This window comes from Shewanella sp. MR-4, from assembly GCF_000014685.1.
Taxonomy (GTDB): Bacteria; Pseudomonadota; Gammaproteobacteria; order Enterobacterales; family Shewanellaceae; genus Shewanella.
Genome location: NC_008321.1, coordinates 3,775,613 through 3,791,679, shown reverse-complemented (window position 1 = coordinate 3,791,679; position 16,067 = coordinate 3,775,613). Strand labels below are relative to the sequence as shown.

General features: G+C 49.1%; 17 protein-coding genes and 1 pseudogene. 10 read left to right on the top strand and 8 right to left on the bottom strand.

Annotation, left to right across the window (positions count from 1 at the left end; translation table 11 throughout):
- Positions 1-70 precede the first annotated feature (70 nt).
- Together ispE and lolB are read right to left on the bottom strand one after the other, a co-directional pair.
- Positions 71-925: a 4-(cytidine 5'-diphospho)-2-C-methyl-D-erythritol kinase gene (gene ispE, locus SHEWMR4_RS16610; RefSeq protein WP_011623914.1), complete on the bottom strand. Its 855-nt coding sequence runs from the start codon at positions 923-925 to the stop codon at positions 71-73.
- Between the two features lies 1 nt (position 926).
- Positions 927-1,571 (bottom strand): lipoprotein insertase outer membrane protein LolB, encoded by a 645-nt coding sequence (lolB, locus tag SHEWMR4_RS16605; protein ID WP_011623913.1) that lies wholly within the window; start codon positions 1,569-1,571, stop codon positions 927-929.
- Positions 1,572-1,825: 254 nt separating this feature from the next.
- On the opposite strand from lolB, the gene hemA reads away from it, so the two are divergent.
- From hemA to prmC, 3 genes are read left to right on the top strand one after another with little or no spacing between them, the layout of a single operon-like run.
- On the top strand, positions 1,826-3,076 hold the full coding sequence (hemA, locus tag SHEWMR4_RS16600) for a glutamyl-tRNA reductase (protein ID WP_011623912.1): 1,251 nt from the start codon (positions 1,826-1,828) through the stop codon (positions 3,074-3,076).
- Between the two features lie 14 nt (positions 3,077-3,090).
- Positions 3,091-4,182 (top strand): peptide chain release factor 1, encoded by a 1,092-nt coding sequence (prfA, locus tag SHEWMR4_RS16595; RefSeq protein WP_011623911.1) that lies wholly within the window; start codon positions 3,091-3,093, stop codon positions 4,180-4,182.
- Positions 4,183-4,184: 2 nt separating this feature from the next.
- Complete coding sequence (gene prmC, locus SHEWMR4_RS16590) at positions 4,185-5,045, top strand: peptide chain release factor N(5)-glutamine methyltransferase (RefSeq protein WP_011623910.1); 861 nt, start codon at positions 4,185-4,187, stop codon at positions 5,043-5,045.
- A 145-nt stretch (positions 5,046-5,190) separates the two neighbouring features.
- Here the strand turns inward: prmC and SHEWMR4_RS16585 are convergent, their stop codons facing one another.
- On the bottom strand, positions 5,191-5,604 hold the full coding sequence (locus tag SHEWMR4_RS16585; RefSeq protein WP_011623909.1) for a GNAT family N-acetyltransferase: 414 nt from the start codon (positions 5,602-5,604) through the stop codon (positions 5,191-5,193).
- A gap of 118 nt (positions 5,605-5,722) precedes the next feature.
- On the opposite strand from SHEWMR4_RS16585, the gene SHEWMR4_RS16580 reads away from it, so the two are divergent.
- The 6 genes and pseudogenes from SHEWMR4_RS16580 to SHEWMR4_RS16555 all read left to right on the top strand — a co-directional run.
- Positions 5,723-6,118 carry a SirB2 family protein gene (locus tag SHEWMR4_RS16580; RefSeq protein WP_011623908.1) on the top strand — a complete coding sequence of 132 codons (396 nt, stop codon included), beginning with the start codon at positions 5,723-5,725 and terminating at the stop codon, positions 6,116-6,118.
- A complete protein-coding gene (locus SHEWMR4_RS16575; RefSeq protein ID WP_011623907.1) occupies positions 6,118-6,906 on the top strand; it encodes a tetratricopeptide repeat protein in 789 nt (262 codons plus the stop codon). The genes SHEWMR4_RS16580 and SHEWMR4_RS16575 overlap by 1 nt, the downstream gene beginning before the upstream one ends.
- 144 nt (positions 6,907-7,050) lie before the next feature.
- Positions 7,051-8,298 carry a DUF819 domain-containing protein gene (locus tag SHEWMR4_RS16570; RefSeq protein ID WP_011623906.1) on the top strand — a complete coding sequence of 416 codons (1,248 nt, stop codon included), beginning with the start codon at positions 7,051-7,053 and terminating at the stop codon, positions 8,296-8,298.
- Between the two features lie 57 nt (positions 8,299-8,355).
- Positions 8,356-9,204 carry a 3-deoxy-8-phosphooctulonate synthase gene (kdsA, locus tag SHEWMR4_RS16565; protein WP_011623905.1) on the top strand — a complete coding sequence of 283 codons (849 nt, stop codon included), beginning with the start codon at positions 8,356-8,358 and terminating at the stop codon, positions 9,202-9,204.
- Positions 9,205-9,368: 164 nt separating this feature from the next.
- Positions 9,369-10,241, top strand: coding sequence for a DMT family transporter (locus SHEWMR4_RS16560; protein ID WP_011623904.1), 873 nt, complete (start codon positions 9,369-9,371; stop codon positions 10,239-10,241).
- Between the two features lie 48 nt (positions 10,242-10,289).
- Positions 10,290-10,478: pseudogene (locus SHEWMR4_RS16555) on the top strand (EAL domain-containing protein); the annotation flags it as partial.
- Positions 10,479-10,540: 62 nt separating this feature from the next.
- Here the strand turns inward: SHEWMR4_RS16555 and SHEWMR4_RS16550 are convergent.
- From SHEWMR4_RS16550 to SHEWMR4_RS16535, 4 genes are all read right to left on the bottom strand, one after another.
- Positions 10,541-11,941, bottom strand: a complete 1,401-nt coding sequence (locus SHEWMR4_RS16550) for an ammonium transporter (RefSeq protein WP_011623903.1) — start codon at positions 11,939-11,941, stop codon at positions 10,541-10,543.
- Positions 11,938-12,276 carry a P-II family nitrogen regulator gene (locus tag SHEWMR4_RS16545; protein WP_011623902.1) on the bottom strand — a complete coding sequence of 113 codons (339 nt, stop codon included), beginning with the start codon at positions 12,274-12,276 and terminating at the stop codon, positions 11,938-11,940. The genes SHEWMR4_RS16550 and SHEWMR4_RS16545 overlap by 4 nt, the downstream gene beginning before the upstream one ends.
- A 295-nt stretch (positions 12,277-12,571) precedes the next feature.
- Complete coding sequence (locus SHEWMR4_RS16540; RefSeq protein ID WP_011623901.1) at positions 12,572-13,552, bottom strand: ketopantoate reductase family protein; 981 nt, start codon at positions 13,550-13,552, stop codon at positions 12,572-12,574.
- Positions 13,552-13,914, bottom strand: coding sequence for a VanZ family protein (locus tag SHEWMR4_RS16535; RefSeq protein ID WP_011623900.1), 363 nt, complete (start codon positions 13,912-13,914; stop codon positions 13,552-13,554). The genes SHEWMR4_RS16540 and SHEWMR4_RS16535 overlap by 1 nt, the downstream gene beginning before the upstream one ends.
- Positions 13,915-14,076: 162 nt before the next feature.
- Between SHEWMR4_RS16535 and SHEWMR4_RS16530 the strand changes: the two genes are divergently transcribed.
- Positions 14,077-14,562, top strand: coding sequence for a YajQ family cyclic di-GMP-binding protein (locus SHEWMR4_RS16530; RefSeq protein WP_011623899.1), 486 nt, complete (start codon positions 14,077-14,079; stop codon positions 14,560-14,562).
- A 90-nt stretch (positions 14,563-14,652) separates the two neighbouring features.
- Here SHEWMR4_RS16530 and SHEWMR4_RS16525 read toward each other — a convergent pair whose 3' ends face one another.
- Entirely contained in the window at positions 14,653-16,050 is a 1,398-nt protein-coding gene (locus tag SHEWMR4_RS16525) for an AmpG family muropeptide MFS transporter (RefSeq protein ID WP_011623898.1), read from the bottom strand.
- Between the last annotated feature and the right edge of the window lie 17 nt (positions 16,051-16,067).

Genomic DNA, 16,067 nt, shown 5'->3' with positions numbered 1-16,067 from the left:
GCAACGACGATGCGGGGACGGGAGCGGAACCCGTGGGCTATCGTAAAAAGTTGCTCTAGAAGAAAGTAGTTTATGGACGATTGAGTCGCACTATGAGCGGCGAAATATTCATCCCTTTTGCAACAAATCCTTGCATATCAGACGGTAATTTCGCCAAGGCTGCGAGAGCTTGCTGCTGCGAAGAAAACTCCCCAAACACGCATGCGCCCGTTCCGGTCATTCTCGACGGCGCATATTCTAGCAGCCAGGCTAAGGCCTTGGCAACTTGAGGGTATTTGGAAACGACCAGATCTTGGCAATCATTTGCCCAAGGTTGGCTCATTAACGTGTCGATGCCAAGCTTAGGTGTATTGCGGGGTAGCAAAGGATCTTGGAACACAGCAGCGGTTGAAACATGGGCATCGGGCGCTATCACTAAATACCAAAACTCAGTGGGCGTCACCGCCTGTAAACGTTCGCCAACACCTTCGGCAAATGCCGCGAAACCGCGAATAAAAACAGGGATATCGGCACCGAGTTTTAATCCAATCGTCGCCAATTCATCGTTAGATAATTGGGTATCCCACAATTGATTTAACGCCACGAGCGTGGTGGCAGCATCCGAGGAGCCGCCGCCTAAACCGCCACCCATAGGTAAACGTTTTTCGAGCCAGATTTCGGCACCGCCAGGATAACCTGTCGCCTGTTGTAATGATTTTGCGGCTCGCAGAATTAAGTTATCGCTATCCGCGACAACGGCTGACATGTCCGAGTGCAATATCTGCTCAGGTGTTTGTGTCACCCGAAAATCGAGCAGATCGCAACAATCGATAAACTGAAACAGGGTTTGCAACTCATGGTAACCGTCGGCGCGGCGTCCGTTGATATGCAGAAACAGATTTAATTTGGCGGGCGCGGGCCAATTGCGTGAAATCTCATTCGACATGCTAAGGTTTTTCTCCGAGCATTATTGAGGGTTTACCTAAGGCTTGCCATTGATTGAGTTGCAGCTTGAGCTGTAAATCACCACGTTCAAGCTTTAACTGATAGGGTACCTCAGCACCGCTTTGGGGCTGCCAACTCAAAAATGTGACGTCCCAAGGCGGCAAGGTTTGCGAGTTTTGAATTTGTTTGGTTTTGCCATTGCTATCGACGGCAAGCACACGGTCTAAAGCGCCGATTTGGCCTGTGATCCAAAGGGGTAAGTCGTTAATCGGGATGGACCAGCCACTGACTCGCTCGAGTAATGCTTGGGCGTTGCTATCTCGAAAATCTTTGCCATCGACATGCAGATGAGCAGAGTTAGGCGTAGCATCCAAGGTTAACACTGTGGTGCCTAACATGGTTGTGAGGGTGAGTTCATCCCGTTCCTCACTGTGGCGCCAATAGAGATTGGCACTGAGCTTATCTTCTGGCGTGCGGATGGCGAGTTTCCCCTGTAACTCCCACGCCTTGGCTTGGGCAGCATTGTCGACGGTTATAGGGCTGAGATCTGTCGTTGGCGGCAGGGTCTCGCAGCCGCCTAAAAACAATAGGCCGCTCAAGGCGATACAAGAGAAAATGGATTTTGTGAAGCGCTTCAAATTATTCATCTATAACTGATATACCAAAGTCCTTATGATACGAGGGCTTGTAAAGAATACCAATGCCAATCGTAAAATTTCCATTGGCGGTCACTTGGGATAACTTCGGTCGCGATAATCTGCATTTGTCTATCATTGATAGAAAATTTAGGTAAGAAGTTAGACCTTTATTCGGTTTTGTTAAGCGTATTCTGTTTTTAGTTGGGCCAATTCAGTAGAATGCCCTTATTAAGAGAGACGCCAAGAATCTAGAAAAGAGTCAGATGAGCCTTGTAGCAATCGGTATTAACCATAAAACAGCCACGGTAGACCTGCGTGAGAAAGTTGCCTTCTCTCCGGACAAAATTCATGATGCCATGAAGAGTCTGGCCAGTCGAACACGCTCGGGTGAAGCCGTTATCGTCTCGACCTGTAATCGCACTGAATTGTATTGTAACAATGGCGATGAGGCCGACATCATTGAATGGCTAGAAGAATATCACGGCCTAGATCATCAAGATGTAGCGCCGTGCCTCTACAATTACCACGGTCAAGCGGCGGTGAGGCATTTAATGCGCGTAGCTTCCGGTCTTGACTCGCTGATTTTGGGTGAGCCGCAGATTCTTGGACAAGTCAAACAGGCTTTCGTGAAAGCCAAAGAAGCGGGCACCGTTGCGCTGACCATTGACCGCATGTTCCAAAATACTTTCTCCGTGGCGAAAAAAGTGCGTACCGAAACCGAAATCGGTGCCGCGGCTGTCTCTGTGGCCTTTGCCGCCGTGAGCATGGCAAAACATATCTTCTCATCACTGTCGACCACTAAGGTGCTGTTAATCGGCGCCGGTGAAACCATTGAGCTGGTGGCTAAACATCTTAAGGATAACGGTGTTGCTTCTATGGTCGTGGCAAACCGTACTCTCGAACGTGCCCAAAGCATGTGTGAAGAGTTTAATGCCACGGCAATTACGCTGGCACAGATACCAGATTTTCTCCCTAAAGCCGATATCGTGATATCCTCTACCGCCAGCCCGCTACCAATCCTTGGTAAGGGCATGGTAGAAAAAGCGCTAAAGCAGCGTCGCCATCAACCTATGTTATTGGTTGATATAGCAGTTCCCCGGGATATTGAGCCGGAAGTCGCCGATTTGGACGATGCGTTTCTGTATACAGTGGACGACCTGCATAGCATTATTGAACAGAATAAGGCTTCCCGTAAGGAGGCCGCCGAGCAAGCTGAATTAATTACTGAAGAACAATCTCATCTGTTTATGGAGTGGGTGCGTTCTTTAGAGTCGGTCGACAGTATTCGCGAGTATCGCAGCCAGAGCATGGCGATAAAGGATGAGTTAGTGGAACGCGCCCTGAATAAATTAGCGCAGGGGGGCGACACTGAGCAGGTATTGATTGAACTAGCCAATCGCCTGACTAATAGACTCATTCACGCACCAACCCAAGCCCTCACTGTGGCGAGTCGTCAGGGTGATTTGAATACCTTAGGTCAGTTAAGAACAGTGCTCGGATTAGATAAAAACTAAGGTTAGCGAGTTAAATGAAGGAATCCGTTATCCGCAAGCTGGAAGGCTTGCTCGAGCGCAATGAAGAAGTCTTAGCCTTGCTTGGTGATGCGTCTGTCATCGCCGATCAGGAGCGTTTTCGCGCGTTATCCAAAGAATATTCTCAGTTAGAAGAAGTGGTTGCAGGCTTCAAAGCCTACCAGCAAGCCCTGGCGGATCTCGAGTCTGCCAAGGAAATGCTGGAAGAAGATGACGCTGAAATGCGCGAAATGGCGCAGGAAGAAATCAAGGCGGCTAAAGCCGAACTCGAGCGTCTCGAAGCCGAGCTGCAAATTCTGTTACTGCCAAAAGATCCTAACGACGACACCAACGCCTTTATCGAAATTCGTGCCGGTGCGGGTGGTGACGAAGCCGCAATCTTCGCGGGTGACCTGTTCCGTATGTATAGCCGTTATGCCGAAGCCAACCGTTGGCAGCTCGAGATCATGAGCTCGAACGAAGGCGAGCACGGCGGTTTTAAAGAAATCATCGTTAAAGTTAGTGGTGAAGGTGCCTACGGTAAACTCAAGTTTGAATCCGGTGGTCACCGTGTTCAACGTGTGCCTGAAACTGAATCTCAGGGCCGTGTACACACCTCTGCCGTAACTGTGGTAGTCATGCACGAAGTGCCTGAAGCAGAAGCGATTTCAATCAACCCAGCCGATCTGAAGGTCGATACCTTCCGTTCATCGGGCGCCGGTGGTCAGCACGTTAACAAAACCGATTCTGCTATTCGTATTACTCACATTCCTACCGGGATTGTGGTGGAATGTCAGGACCAACGTTCACAGCATAAAAACCGCGCTCAAGCGATGAGCGTGTTAGCCGCGCGTATCCAAGCCGTTGAAGACGAAAAGCGCCGCAGCGCCGAAGAGTCGACTCGCCGTAGTCTGGTGGCCAGTGGTGACCGCTCCGAGCGTGTGCGTACCTATAACTTCCCACAAGGCCGCGTGAGTGAACACCGTATCAACTTAACCTTATATCGCTTAAACGAAGTGATGGAAGGCGACTTAGATGCGATTTTAGGACCGCTGATGCAAGAGCATCAGGCCGACCTATTAGCCGCTCTGGCTGATGAGCAGGGGTAATTTTGGCTGATCAATCGAGTATCGCCGAGGCTCTGCAATGGGCCTACGTCCAGCTAGCGCCTACCTCTGAATCCGCCCATTTGGATGCAGAGGTTTTCCTGCTGTATTGCCTCAATAAAAGCCGTGCATTTCTCTACACTTGGCCCGAAAAAGCCTTAACGGTGGAGCAGTGGAAACGTTTCCAGCAAATGGTGCAACGTCGCCAGCAGGGCGTACCCGTGGCGCATATTGTGGGTGAGCGTGAGTTTTGGTCACTGCCATTTATCGTGAATGACACCACGTTAATTCCTCGCCCCGATACCGAAATCTTAGTCGAGACTGCCTTAAACTTGCCCCTTGAGAGCAATGCTAAGGTGCTGGACTTAGGAACCGGAACCGGTGCGATTGCGCTGGCTCTGGCTTCTGAGCGGGCGACTTGGCAAATCACTGCCGTCGATAAGGTGGAAGATGCGGTGGCCTTGGCCAAAGCGAATCGGACTAACCTTAAGCTCGAGCAGGTGGAGATCCTCCAAAGTGACTGGTTTAGCGCTATCAAGGCCCATGACTTTGATTTAATTGTCTCAAATCCGCCTTACATTGATGAGGCCGATGAGCATTTACATCAAGGTGATGTACGTTTTGAGCCGCAAAGTGCGCTCACTGCCGCCGATGAGGGCTTTGCCGATCTTTACTACATAGCCAAAACCGCTCGGGATTATTTAAAGCCCAACGGCTATATTCTGCTCGAACATGGTTTTGAGCAGGCGGTAAAGCTTAGAGAAAAACTGACCGAGCTGGGTTATCAGAATGTCGCGACCGTGCGGGATTTTGGCAGCAATGACAGATGCACTATGGGTAAGTGGATGGGCTTGATTGGCATTTAATATTTAATCCTATCCTGCCAAACACTAAACAACGCCATTGGTTATTTATCAATGGCGTTTTTATTTGTGTATCGATTGAAGTGCTTCGCTTTCGGCAAGTGCCCGACTCAATATCTTCAAAATCAGCTCTAAGCTTAGGCTGAAGCTATAACACTTTCACCATAAAGAATTTACTGCCGGTTTCAGGGTAGGCTTGTTGTACCCACTGCACGCGATATCCGTGGCGTTCATAGAAAGGTTTGGCTTGAAAATCTAAGGTATCGAGCAGGACAAATTGGCAGCCGCGTTGTTTGGCCTTGGTTTCGGCCTCGAGTAATAAGCGTGAGCCGATATTTTGCTGGCGCAATGCGGCATCGACCCAAAGGTAGTCAATCAATAGCCAATTACCAAAGGTTTTGCCGCTTAAGCCCGCGAGCAAGCTGCCGTCCTCATCCTGTAATTTTAATCCTAGGTTTTGGCGTTTTAGTGTTTGCCAGTGCAGCTGATTAAATTCGACGATTTTTTGCTTTACTGCATCGGCAAATTCGGCGGACTCATCGTCAATTATCATTAAATTCATTGTGGTTTCCTGCAAACTGAGGGACGGGGTTTCGTCCGCGAATCTCGCGCGTTAGGCATTGGTCTGGCGTTATGATTAGGGTAAACTAGCGCCTTTGTCACTGGCCATAAGTATCACAATGGAAACTTTTTACAGTCTTTATCCTGCTGTTAAGCACCTGCATTTAACCTTAATTGCCGTGAGTGTGCTGTTTTTTGTCGTTCGTTTTGTGTTGCATTTACGTCAGTCAGCACTGATGGGCAAGAAAGTATTCAAAATCGCGCCCCATGTTATCGACACTTTTTTACTGCTGTCGGGTTTAACCCTGTGCTTTATGATCAAGCAATATCCTTTTGTGGACCCTTGGTTGACCGAAAAGATTGGCGCCGTGCTCGCGTATATTGCCTTGGGCGTGATTGCGATAAAAGCGAACAGAAACAAATTGTTCAAAGTTTTTGCCTTTTTAGGTGCATTAGGTTGGTTAGTTTACGCCGCCAAATTGGCGCATTTTAAACAAGCGGTATTATTGGGTTAATGGGTAAATACAATCTGCAAGATGGCATTTCTTTGCCCGAGTCGGCATTGGATGTAGGTGCTCACCTTGGATTTTCAAACCTCGAAGCGGCGAAATGGGCTTGGTTTGAATTGGCGGGAGCCGTATTAAGTCATTACCTGGTGGATCAACAGCAACGCTTAAATGCGTTGCTGCATTGGTTTTATCAGGACTTGGGTTTTTGTGTCCGCGACAATTACTTCAGTACCGAAGCGGCGGACTTAGGCACTTGCCTTATCACTAAACAGGGCAATAGCACCACACTGGCGACGGTTTTGATGCTACTGGCCAAGCAGCTCGATTTAGAGCTCGAAGCCTTACTCTTACCGGGTAATACCGTGCTTCGCAGTAATGTTGCTGGCGTTGTGCGTTATCACGATCCGCTGACGGGCAAAGAGCTAACGAAACATCAGCTCCATGTGTTAGTGCGCGGTGAGCTGGGGAACGCGGCCGAGCTTAAGCCAAGCTATTTAAAGGCTGCGTCGGTGAAGAAGCTGATTTCGCGCATGCTGCATGAGCTTAAGGCGGGGTGTATTGTGTCGCATCAATTTGAGGCGGCGATGGAATGTTGCAACTTACTGCTACAGTGGCACCCAGATGATGTGCATTTAAATCGGGAGCGCGCCTTTATCGCCCAGCAACTGGGGTGTATCAATGTCGCTGCGGCCGATCTGCAACACTTTGTCGATAACAGCCCGCATGATCCTGTTATCGAAATTGTCAAAATGCAGCTCAAAGAGCTCAGTGAACACGCTGAAATCTATCACTAAATCTTAAAGGAGAGCCTAGTAGGCTCTCCTTGTTTTTCTAAAAAACAACAATAAATGGGGCGAATGGGAAGTTTGCCCACTAACTGCAAACGGCAGTTTTTAGCATAAATACAATAACAACTGTACCAAACAGGGAGAATACACATGGCAAGCACGGCATTAGTCACCAATGACGCGGTGGCGCTGGGAATATTGGCAACGATTCTGGGATTTGTGTTTTATACCAGTAGTAGTAGCCATCCATTTTGGCAAAAGTTTTACCGTTTTATCCCCGCGTTATTACTCTGCTATTTCTTGCCATCGTTGTTGAATACCTTTGGGGTGATCGATGGTGGCACATCGCAGCTTTACTATGTGGCCTCGCGTTATCTATTGCCCGCCTGTTTGGTGCTACTGATTTTAAGTGTGGATTTAAAAGCTATCTTAGGGCTGGGGCCTAAGGCGGTGATCATGTTTTTAACTGGGACTGTCGGCATTGTGATCGGCGGACCGATCGCACTGCTCGTAGTGTCCTTTATCGAACCCTCATTGATTGGTGTCGATAGTCCTGATGCTGTGTGGCGTGGCATGACGACCCTCGCGGGGAGCTGGATTGGCGGCGGTGCCAACCAAGCCGCGATGAAAGAAATTTATGAGGTGGGCGGCAATATCTTCTCCGTGATGGTGACAGTCGATGTGATTGTGGCCAATATTTGGATGGCGGTATTGTTGTTTATGGCGTCAAAAGCCAAAGAAATCGATGCCAAGACAGGTGCTGATACCACAGCAATTGAGACCTTAAAGAACAAGGTTGAGCAGTATCATGCTGAAAATGCACGTATTCCAAGCCTGCGTGATCTGATGCTGATTGTGGCCGTCGGCTTTGGCATCACTGGCGTGGCCCATATTGCCGCCGATTTCCTCGGCCCTTATTTTGAGGCCAACTATCCTTGGACAGAGGATTACAGCTTAACCTCTAAGTTCTTCTGGTTAGTGGTGATTGTGACCACCATAGGTTTAGCCATGTCCTTTAGCCCTATGCGCCATTTAGAGGCGGCGGGGGCTTCTAAGGTGGCGTCGGCATTCTTGTATATTTTGGTGGCGACCATTGGTTTACATATGGATGTGAGCAAGGTCCTTGATACACCGCTATATTTTTTAGTGGGCATTATTTGGATGATAGTGCACGCTGGCTTTATGTTATTGATTGCTAAATTAATTAAGGCTCCATTGTTTTATATGGCCGTGGGCAGTCAGGCAAACGTGGGAGGGGCTGCATCGGCGCCAGTTGTGGCAGCGGCGTTCCACCCAGCTTTAGCCCCTGTTGGGGTATTGTTAGCCGTATTTGGTTATGCGCTAGGCACTTATATGGCGTGGCTCTGCGGTCAGTTACTGCAAGCCGTCGCGGTATAGTTGCCTTAGCTCCTGTTCAGCGCTGGTAAGGTTCCAGCATTTTAGAGAGAAGTTGCGATGAGTAATAAAATCATAAACCTAGGTTCAATCGAGATCGCTAACGATAAACCTTTCGTGTTGTTTGGTGGCATGAACGTGCTTGAGTCTCGCGATCTCGCTATGTCGATTGCTGAAACCTATGCCGAAGTGACGCAAAAACTGGGTATTCCCTATGTTTTCAAGGCGTCGTTCGACAAGGCTAACCGCTCTTCTGTTAACTCTTACCGTGGTCCTGGCATGGAAGAAGGCTTAAAGATTTTTGAAGAAATCAAAAAGACTTTCAATCTGCCATTGATCACCGATGTGCATGAGCCTTACCAATGTGCGCCTGTCGCTGAAGTGGTTGATATTATTCAGCTCCCAGCTTTCTTAGCGCGCCAGACTGACCTCGTTGTCGCCATGGCGAAAACGGGCGCTATCATCAACGTGAAAAAGCCACAGTTTTTAGCGCCCCATGAAATGCGCCATATCATCACTAAGTTTAACGAAGCGGGTAACGATGAGATTATCCTGTGTGAGCGTGGTTCATGCTTCGGTTACAACAACCTAGTGGTTGATATGCTGGGCATGGATGAGATGAAGCAATCCGGCTACCCAGTGATTTTCGATGCCACCCACGCATTGCAACGTCCTGGTGGTCGTGCCGATTCTGCGGGCGGCCGTCGTGCTCAAGCGACTGAATTAGCTCGTAGTGGCATGGCGTTAGGCTTAGCGGGTCTGTTTATTGAGGCTCACCCAGATCCAGATAACGCTAAGTGTGATGGTCCATGTGCCTTACCACTGCACCAGTTAGAAAACTATCTGAAGCAGATGAAGGCGATCGATGATTTGGTTAAATCCTTCGACCCGATTGATACCAGCAAGTAAGCTTGGCTGAACCCTCTTAACTAAAAAGCCCCGAATCGTTCGGGGTTTTTTATTGGGTGAAATTTTCTCCATAGCGATATCAATACCTTGTGTTTATGATGTTGGTTCCAATTTAGCGCATAACCCATGTCAGAGTGCAGTCTGGCAGTAACAGGATGGCTCGGATGTGGATTTTCTTTACCTTATTAGCCGCATTTATGCAGGCGTGGCGCAATGCCTTTCAGAGCCAACTGAGTAAAGAGGTTAAGGTGGCGGGCGTTACCTTAGCGCGGTTTATTTGGGCTGGTCCGATTGCGGCCTTGTATCTTGGGTTGTTATATCTTTGGGACAATGTGGGGTTACCGCATTTTACGGCGGAATTTATCGGCTTTATTGTCGGTGCATCTATGATGCAGATCCTCGCGACTGGCTTGATGGTTAAGTTGTTCCAACAACAAAATTTTGCCATCGGTGCCGGGCTTGCCAAGAGTGAGGCCATTGTTGCTGCGATATTAGGCACCTTCTTTTTTGGCACCCATTTATCGTTACTCGGTTGGATTGGGGTGATTTTAGGTGGCGTTGCCGTGTTTTTATTGAGCGCCAAGCAAGGGCTTAGGCAGTTATCCCTAAGCACAGTGCTGCTCGGCATTGCTAGCGGCAGCGCCTTTGCACTGACTTCTTTGTGGGTGAGGGAAGCAAGCCTAAGGCTAAATGTCGGCTTTCCCCATAGCGCCGCTTGGGTATTGCTTTTGGTGATATGTCTACAAACCATAGTGTTAGTCAGTTATTTAGTCCTAAAGGATAAGGAAACGTTAAGCGCCTTAATCCAACGTCCTAAGTTAACCTTGCTGACGAGTACCGCCAGCTGCTTTGGCTCCATTGGTTGGTTTAGTGCCATGTCTTTGCAGGCCGTGCCCTATGTTAAAACCCTAGGGCAAGTGGAAATCTTCTTTATGATGCTGATTTCGGCATTCTGGCTAAAGGAACGAGTAAAAATAAAAGAAATGTTTGGCCTAGTGCTGATTGCGGTCGCAGCAATTCTTGTGATGTGGGAGTGACTATTTGAAGTGGATTTACCATTGTGATTTCTTGCTCTATGTGAAGAATCCTCCCATGTGCTCGATACCATCATCGAACTCTGCCATAAGATGAATTATGTGGCTGTGGCCGAAGGGGTGGAGACCCAAGAGCAGGCGGACTATTTAATCAGTCGTAATGTGCACTCTTTGCAGGGCTATTTATACGCTAAGCCGATGAAATTAGATGAGCTTATGCAATGGCTGAAGGCTCATTAACAAGTTGTATCAGTAAACTTGCCATCAGGACGTGAGTCCTGATGGCAAGTGTAGTCATCAAGCTACAGGCTATAGCCTGTTTCTTCATGTTCGGAAAGGTCTAGGCCATTCACTTCCTGCTCTGTGCTGACGCGAAGTCCACCGAGGATTTTGCCAATCACCACAAACAATAACCACGTTACAATCGCTGTATAGCTGAACGTAGCGATAACGCCAATGGCCTGCGCCCCGAGTTGGTCGAGCATAGTGTGGTTGACACTGGCAAAACCATAACCGCTGAAGATCCCAAGCTGAGTCGAACTAAATACTCCCGCCAGCAAAGTACCGAGAATACCGCCGACACCGTGCACTGGGAACACATCGAGTGAGTCGTCAATCTTAAGCTTTTGTTTAATGTACACAGTTGAAAAGAAGCAGACCACGCCGCCAAGAAAACCGATAACTAACGCGCCAGCAGGGCCGACATAACCCGATGCAGGAGTGATAGTGCCAAGGCCTGCCACCATGCCGGTGACGATACCGAGTGCACTGGCCTTACCGAATTTATACCACTCGATACCTGCCCACGTGATGGCGCCCATCGACGCGGCTAGATGGGTCGCGAGAATCGCCATGGCCGCAGTGCCATTGGCGCCTAAAGCGCTGCCGCCATTAAAGCCAAACCAGCCTACCCACAACATGCCCGCGCCTGTCACTGTCATGGTCAAGTTATGGGGCATAATGGCCGAGTTTAAGAATCCCTTACGCGGCCCTAACACTTTTGCCGCCACCAGTGCCGCTACCCCAGCAGTAATGTGTACGACTGTACCGCCTGCAAAGTCATACAGGCCAAGCTCGGCCAACCAGCCGCCGCCCCACACCCAGTGGGTGATAGGTGCATAGACTAACAGCAACCAAGCGCTTGAAAACATCAGTACAGCGGAGAATCTCATCCGCTCGGCAAAGCCACCGATGATCAGCGCTGGCGTGATAATCGCGAAGGTCATTTGGAAAAGCATAAATAAAGGTTCGGGAATATCCCCACTGACACTATCGCGACCAATGCTGGCTAGAAAAGCTTTGCCAAGCCCGCCGATAAAACCGTTGCCGGTATCGAAGGCGATAGAGTAACCCACCACAAACCACAGCACGGAGGCGATAGCGGCGATAGAAAAACACTGCATTAAAATCGATAGCACGTTTTTACTGCGCACCAGACCGCCGTAAAACAGCGCCAGCCCTGGGAGTGTCATCAATAGGACTAGGGCAGATGAGCTTAAAATCCAGGCAGTGTTGGCGCCGCTGAGCTGCGCCTCATCGGCCAAAGCCGTGCCTGCAAAGCCGCTGGCGAACAGCGCCAATAATGCCTGATAACCCAATTTTGAATAACGGGCGTTTGGCTGAGCGAGCTTAGTGTGCAGGCTGATTTGGGTATTCGTGCCGTGCTGGAGCTTAGCGTTAAGTGCGGTTGTCTGTTGGGTCATATTGCATCACTCCCTTCCTCAGCGGTGCGCACGCGGATCACTTGCTCGAGTGGAGTGACGAATATCTTGCCGTCGCCTACTTTACCCGTGTGAGCCGCGGCAACAATGGCTTCGATTACCGCATCTTCCAGCTCGGAATGGATGGCGATTTCAAGCTTCATTTTGGGGAGAAAGTCGACCGCATATTCGGCGCCGCGATATAGCTCTGTATGTCCCTTCTGGCGACCAAAACCGCGTACTTCGGTCACTGTCATACCTTGGATGCCAAGTTGCGTCAGCGCTTCACGTACATCATCAATTTTAAAGGGCTTAATAATAGCGGTGATGAGTTTCAACTTTATTCTCCAACGAACTTCAGACGTAAGTGGGGTGAACAAAGCAGGAATCAGGCCATAACAATAATGTTTTTATTATCATTATGTTAACAAAGTGGCGCACTCAAATAGACAGCGTTTTTGCCGCAAAACAGTGCAAAAACAGGTGATTGCGCCCCGATTTGGTGCGCTGTGATGGTGCATTTAACATTAAAATGCCAATTCGAGTGCATTTAACGATGCAGCAATATCACCGAGTTTTATTTAGCTCGGTTGATTAGAGGTAAATCCATTTAAAATCAATTGAATGAATTGATTAAGCTCGTGGTGTTATCGCCGACAGCTGTTTAATCGCTTGGCACATTTGGGCATTGGTGGCTGCACTTAAACCGTGCGCGCTGGCGCGGTCACAAATATAACCATTAATTTGTTCAATCTCGGTTGGCCTATGGTGTGCTACATCTTGGTGCATCGAAGAGAAATTCGCGGCCGTGAGTTCAATCACCCGGTACACGCGCTCTTCAAGCATTTGTCTATCCAGCTCGATACCATCGTGGGCGGCCACCTCGACCAGTTCATCTAAGATACTGGCGATGGTCTGGGTAAATTCTGCTTGAGCCAAGGTGCCATTGGGGCATTGATGCAGGGCAGTCAGCGGGTTAATCGCGGCGTTTACCGCAAGCTTTTGCCAAAGACTCGGGATAATTGCCTCAACCCATTCACTGCTGGGGATAGCGTTGAGCAGCCCATCACGCAGTGCTTGCGATAATGCGGGTCCGGTAAAATGGCCAAACTGGGTCAAGCCTTGACCGGTTTGTTTGACTTGCCAGCGGGACTGGCGCAGCACGCCTTGGGAGGTAGTACCAAGGCTTAAGCCGCGACCCTGTAATTTGGGCGCGAGAGCCAAGTGTGGGCCCATGCCATTATGCAATAACAGGATATGACACTGGGGCGAGAGTTTGTCGAGTAAAGGGCTAATAGCATCAACGACTTGATAAGCCTTAACGCACACAATTAGCAGCTTAACCTGCTGTAAGCCTGTGCTGTCTAAACTAACTTTAGGCACTCGGTATGACACTGAATCGGCACTTGCATCTGTTGATGGCAGAGGGCAAAACACAAGGTCTTGCCAATCCGTCGCCTCAGAAGTGGATACTGATTCACGCGCTATCAGGCCTACGGCTAATCCCGCCGAATGCAGTTGATGGCAAATCAATTGCCCCACGGCGCCAGCCCCTAAAATCGCGATATCGGTGATTTGAGGCTCCATAGCGGATGACGCACCTTGGCCGAACATTATTCTTCCTTGAGTTGGGCGGCGCTAAAGTATTTTCGATAGGCCCAAAGACAGAAGTAAAACAAAGCGATACCAGCAAAGTCCGCTAACACATCGCCCACAGAGGCGCTGCGGTAGGGTAAACGCGATTGCACTAGCTCAATCAAAATCGCGTAGGCGGCAAGCACCAGCGAGAGCCAGTACCACTTAGGGCGAAAGGCGAGAAAGGTCAGATAAGAGAGACAGAAGAAGCTCCCAAGATGGCCTACCTTATCGATATTGGGGATACTTTGCGAATAGGTTGGTCTGGAAAACACCAGATAACTGATCACGACAAAGGCTACGGCTAAAGCCAATTTGAATAGGGTGTTTTTAGTTATCACAAATACAATTTGATTATCTTAGTGTGACGCCATAATAGGAAAATGTGCCGCCAAAGTCATCCATAACCCGAGTTTTATCTTGCTTGGGTAAAGTTAACCTTCAACTTGGGGGAGGGAGTCGGTAAACTATGGGCATTTACAATCACCTAAGGGGCGGCAACTATGCCTTCATTTGATATTGTGTCTGAAGTGGATGAGGTTGAATTACGTAACGCGGTCGAAAACTCCCGCCGTGAACTCAGCAGCCGATTCGATTTTCGTGGTAAAGATGCCAGCATCGAATATAAAGATCATGTGGTGACTCTCACCGCGGAAGATGATTTTCAGTGTAAGCAGTTGGTCGATATTCTGCGTACCCAATTGAGCAAGCGTAACGTTGAGCCTTCGACTATGGATGTCGACGAAAAGTCGGTTCACAGTGGCAAAACCTTCTCCCTGAAAGTGCGTTTTAAGCAAGGGATCGAGACGGATATCGCCAAGAAAATCGTTAAGATGGTCAAGGATAGCAAGATTAAAGTGCAATCTCAGATCCAAGGCGACACAGTGCGTGTAACGGGTAAAGCCCGCGATGATTTACAAGCTGTGATGGCGTTAGTGCGTCAAGCGGATCTGGGTCAGCCTTTCCAGTTCAATAACTTCCGCGATTAATCGCAAAGCCTAGCCAGCAGTTGATTCACCTCGAGTCACTGTGCTGATAGAGATTCAAAAGCCCCTCGCTATTAAAGGCGAGGGGCTTTTTTATTGCTTAGATTCAGCGTTATCTTTGCTGCCATGGGGCACGTATCTATTCACTAAATGAATAAGCAGCAACACGGGAAAACCTATCACACTGGCAGCGACAAAGAAGTTCACATAGCCATAGGCATCGACATAGGCGCCCGAGAAGCCGGCAATAAACTTAGGGAAGAGCAACATAATTGAGGAGAGTAGCGCATATTGGGTTGCACTGTAGCCGCTGCTGGTGAGGCTCGAGAGGTAAGCGATAAAGGCGGCGGTGGCAATACCGGCACTAAAGTTATCGACTGAGATCGCGAAGGTTAAAAATTGGACGTTGTACCCAATCATCGCCTGCCAAGCAAACAGCAAATTGGTGACGGCGACCAAGAGGGCGCCAAGGAATAAAATCTTCATTGTGCCGAAGCGGGCTAATAGGATACCGCCAAAGGCTGCGCCAACTAAGGTCATGATAAGGCCATAGATCTTACTCAGATAAGCAATTTCTTCTTTGCTAAATCCCATGTCCACGTAGAACACGTTGGCCATAATCCCCATCACAATATCCGAAATGCGATAGCAGGAAATCAGCAAAAGAATCAAAATGGCGCTACGGCCATAGCGTTTAAAAAAGTCAATAAAGGGCAGTATGCTGGCGGTATAAATCCATGAGAGACTCGCCGCAACGGGCTTGGGATAACGCTCGCTCAAGCGTTGTTTTACCGCTAATTCGGTCTCATCGGCGGCGCGGGTATCGACCTGTGGCTCGCGGCTAAAAAGCGTTGTTAACACCCCGACAAACATCAGTCCTGCCATCACCAAATAGGAAGTTTGCCAAGCGAGCAGGTTATATTCGGTATTGCCTGGCTCAACCCAAGCGGCGATGCTGAGTGCACCAGCGGTCGCCACAATCATGGCGCTGCGATAGCCCACCTGATAGGCGGCAGCAAGCGCGGCCTGCATTTTTTCGGGGGCAGATTCGATACGAAAGGCATCAATCACAATATCTTGGGTGGCGGATGCAAAGGCGACCATCAGGGCAAATACGGCCAAGCGTTCGAGATCTTGCAGTGGGTCGCTAAAGGACATACCCAAAATCGCGCCGACCAATAGCAGCTGGGCGAACAACATCCAACTGCGCCGACGACCTAAAAAGCGCGTCAGTATGGGCAGAGATAATCTGTCCACCAAGGGCGACCAGGCCCATTTGAAGGCATAAGCCAGCGCTATCCAGCTGAAATACCCGATAGAAGTACGGTCGACTCCCGCTTCCCGCAGCCAAAAAGACAAGGTTGAAAAGACCAACATTAATGGCAGGCCGGCAGAAAAGCCGAGTAACAGCAGTATCAACACGCGCTTATGGTAGTAAACGCTAAAGAATTCTAAGATGCGCCGATTTAAACCGATTACGAACATAAGCATGAGCCGAGGAGTCGAAT

Excerpts from the sequence above, each read along its gene's own strand:
- ispE (WP_011623914.1), bottom strand. The coding sequence starts at position 925 with ATGTCGAATGAGATTTCACGCAATTGGCCCGCGCCCGCCAAATTAAAT.
- lolB (WP_011623913.1), bottom strand. The coding sequence starts at position 1,571 with ATGAATAATTTGAAGCGCTTCACAAAATCCATTTTCTCTTGTATCGCC.
- hemA (WP_011623912.1), top strand. The coding sequence starts at position 1,826 with ATGAGCCTTGTAGCAATCGGTATTAACCATAAAACAGCCACGGTAGAC.
- prfA (WP_011623911.1), top strand. The coding sequence starts at position 3,091 with ATGAAGGAATCCGTTATCCGCAAGCTGGAAGGCTTGCTCGAGCGCAAT.
- SHEWMR4_RS16585 (WP_011623909.1), bottom strand. The coding sequence starts at position 5,604 with ATGAATTTAATGATAATTGACGATGAGTCCGCCGAATTTGCCGATGCA.
- SHEWMR4_RS16580 (WP_011623908.1), top strand. The coding sequence starts at position 5,723 with ATGGAAACTTTTTACAGTCTTTATCCTGCTGTTAAGCACCTGCATTTA.
- SHEWMR4_RS16575 (WP_011623907.1), top strand. The coding sequence starts at position 6,118 with ATGGGTAAATACAATCTGCAAGATGGCATTTCTTTGCCCGAGTCGGCA.
- SHEWMR4_RS16570 (WP_011623906.1), top strand. The coding sequence starts at position 7,051 with ATGGCAAGCACGGCATTAGTCACCAATGACGCGGTGGCGCTGGGAATA.
- kdsA (WP_011623905.1), top strand. The coding sequence starts at position 8,356 with ATGAGTAATAAAATCATAAACCTAGGTTCAATCGAGATCGCTAACGAT.
- SHEWMR4_RS16560 (WP_011623904.1), top strand. The coding sequence starts at position 9,369 with ATGTGGATTTTCTTTACCTTATTAGCCGCATTTATGCAGGCGTGGCGC.
- SHEWMR4_RS16550 (WP_011623903.1), bottom strand. The coding sequence starts at position 11,941 with ATGACCCAACAGACAACCGCACTTAACGCTAAGCTCCAGCACGGCACG.
- SHEWMR4_RS16540 (WP_011623901.1), bottom strand. The coding sequence starts at position 13,552 with ATGTTCGGCCAAGGTGCGTCATCCGCTATGGAGCCTCAAATCACCGAT.
- SHEWMR4_RS16530 (WP_011623899.1), top strand. The coding sequence starts at position 14,077 with ATGCCTTCATTTGATATTGTGTCTGAAGTGGATGAGGTTGAATTACGT.
- SHEWMR4_RS16525 (WP_011623898.1), bottom strand. The coding sequence starts at position 16,050 with ATGCTTATGTTCGTAATCGGTTTAAATCGGCGCATCTTAGAATTCTTT.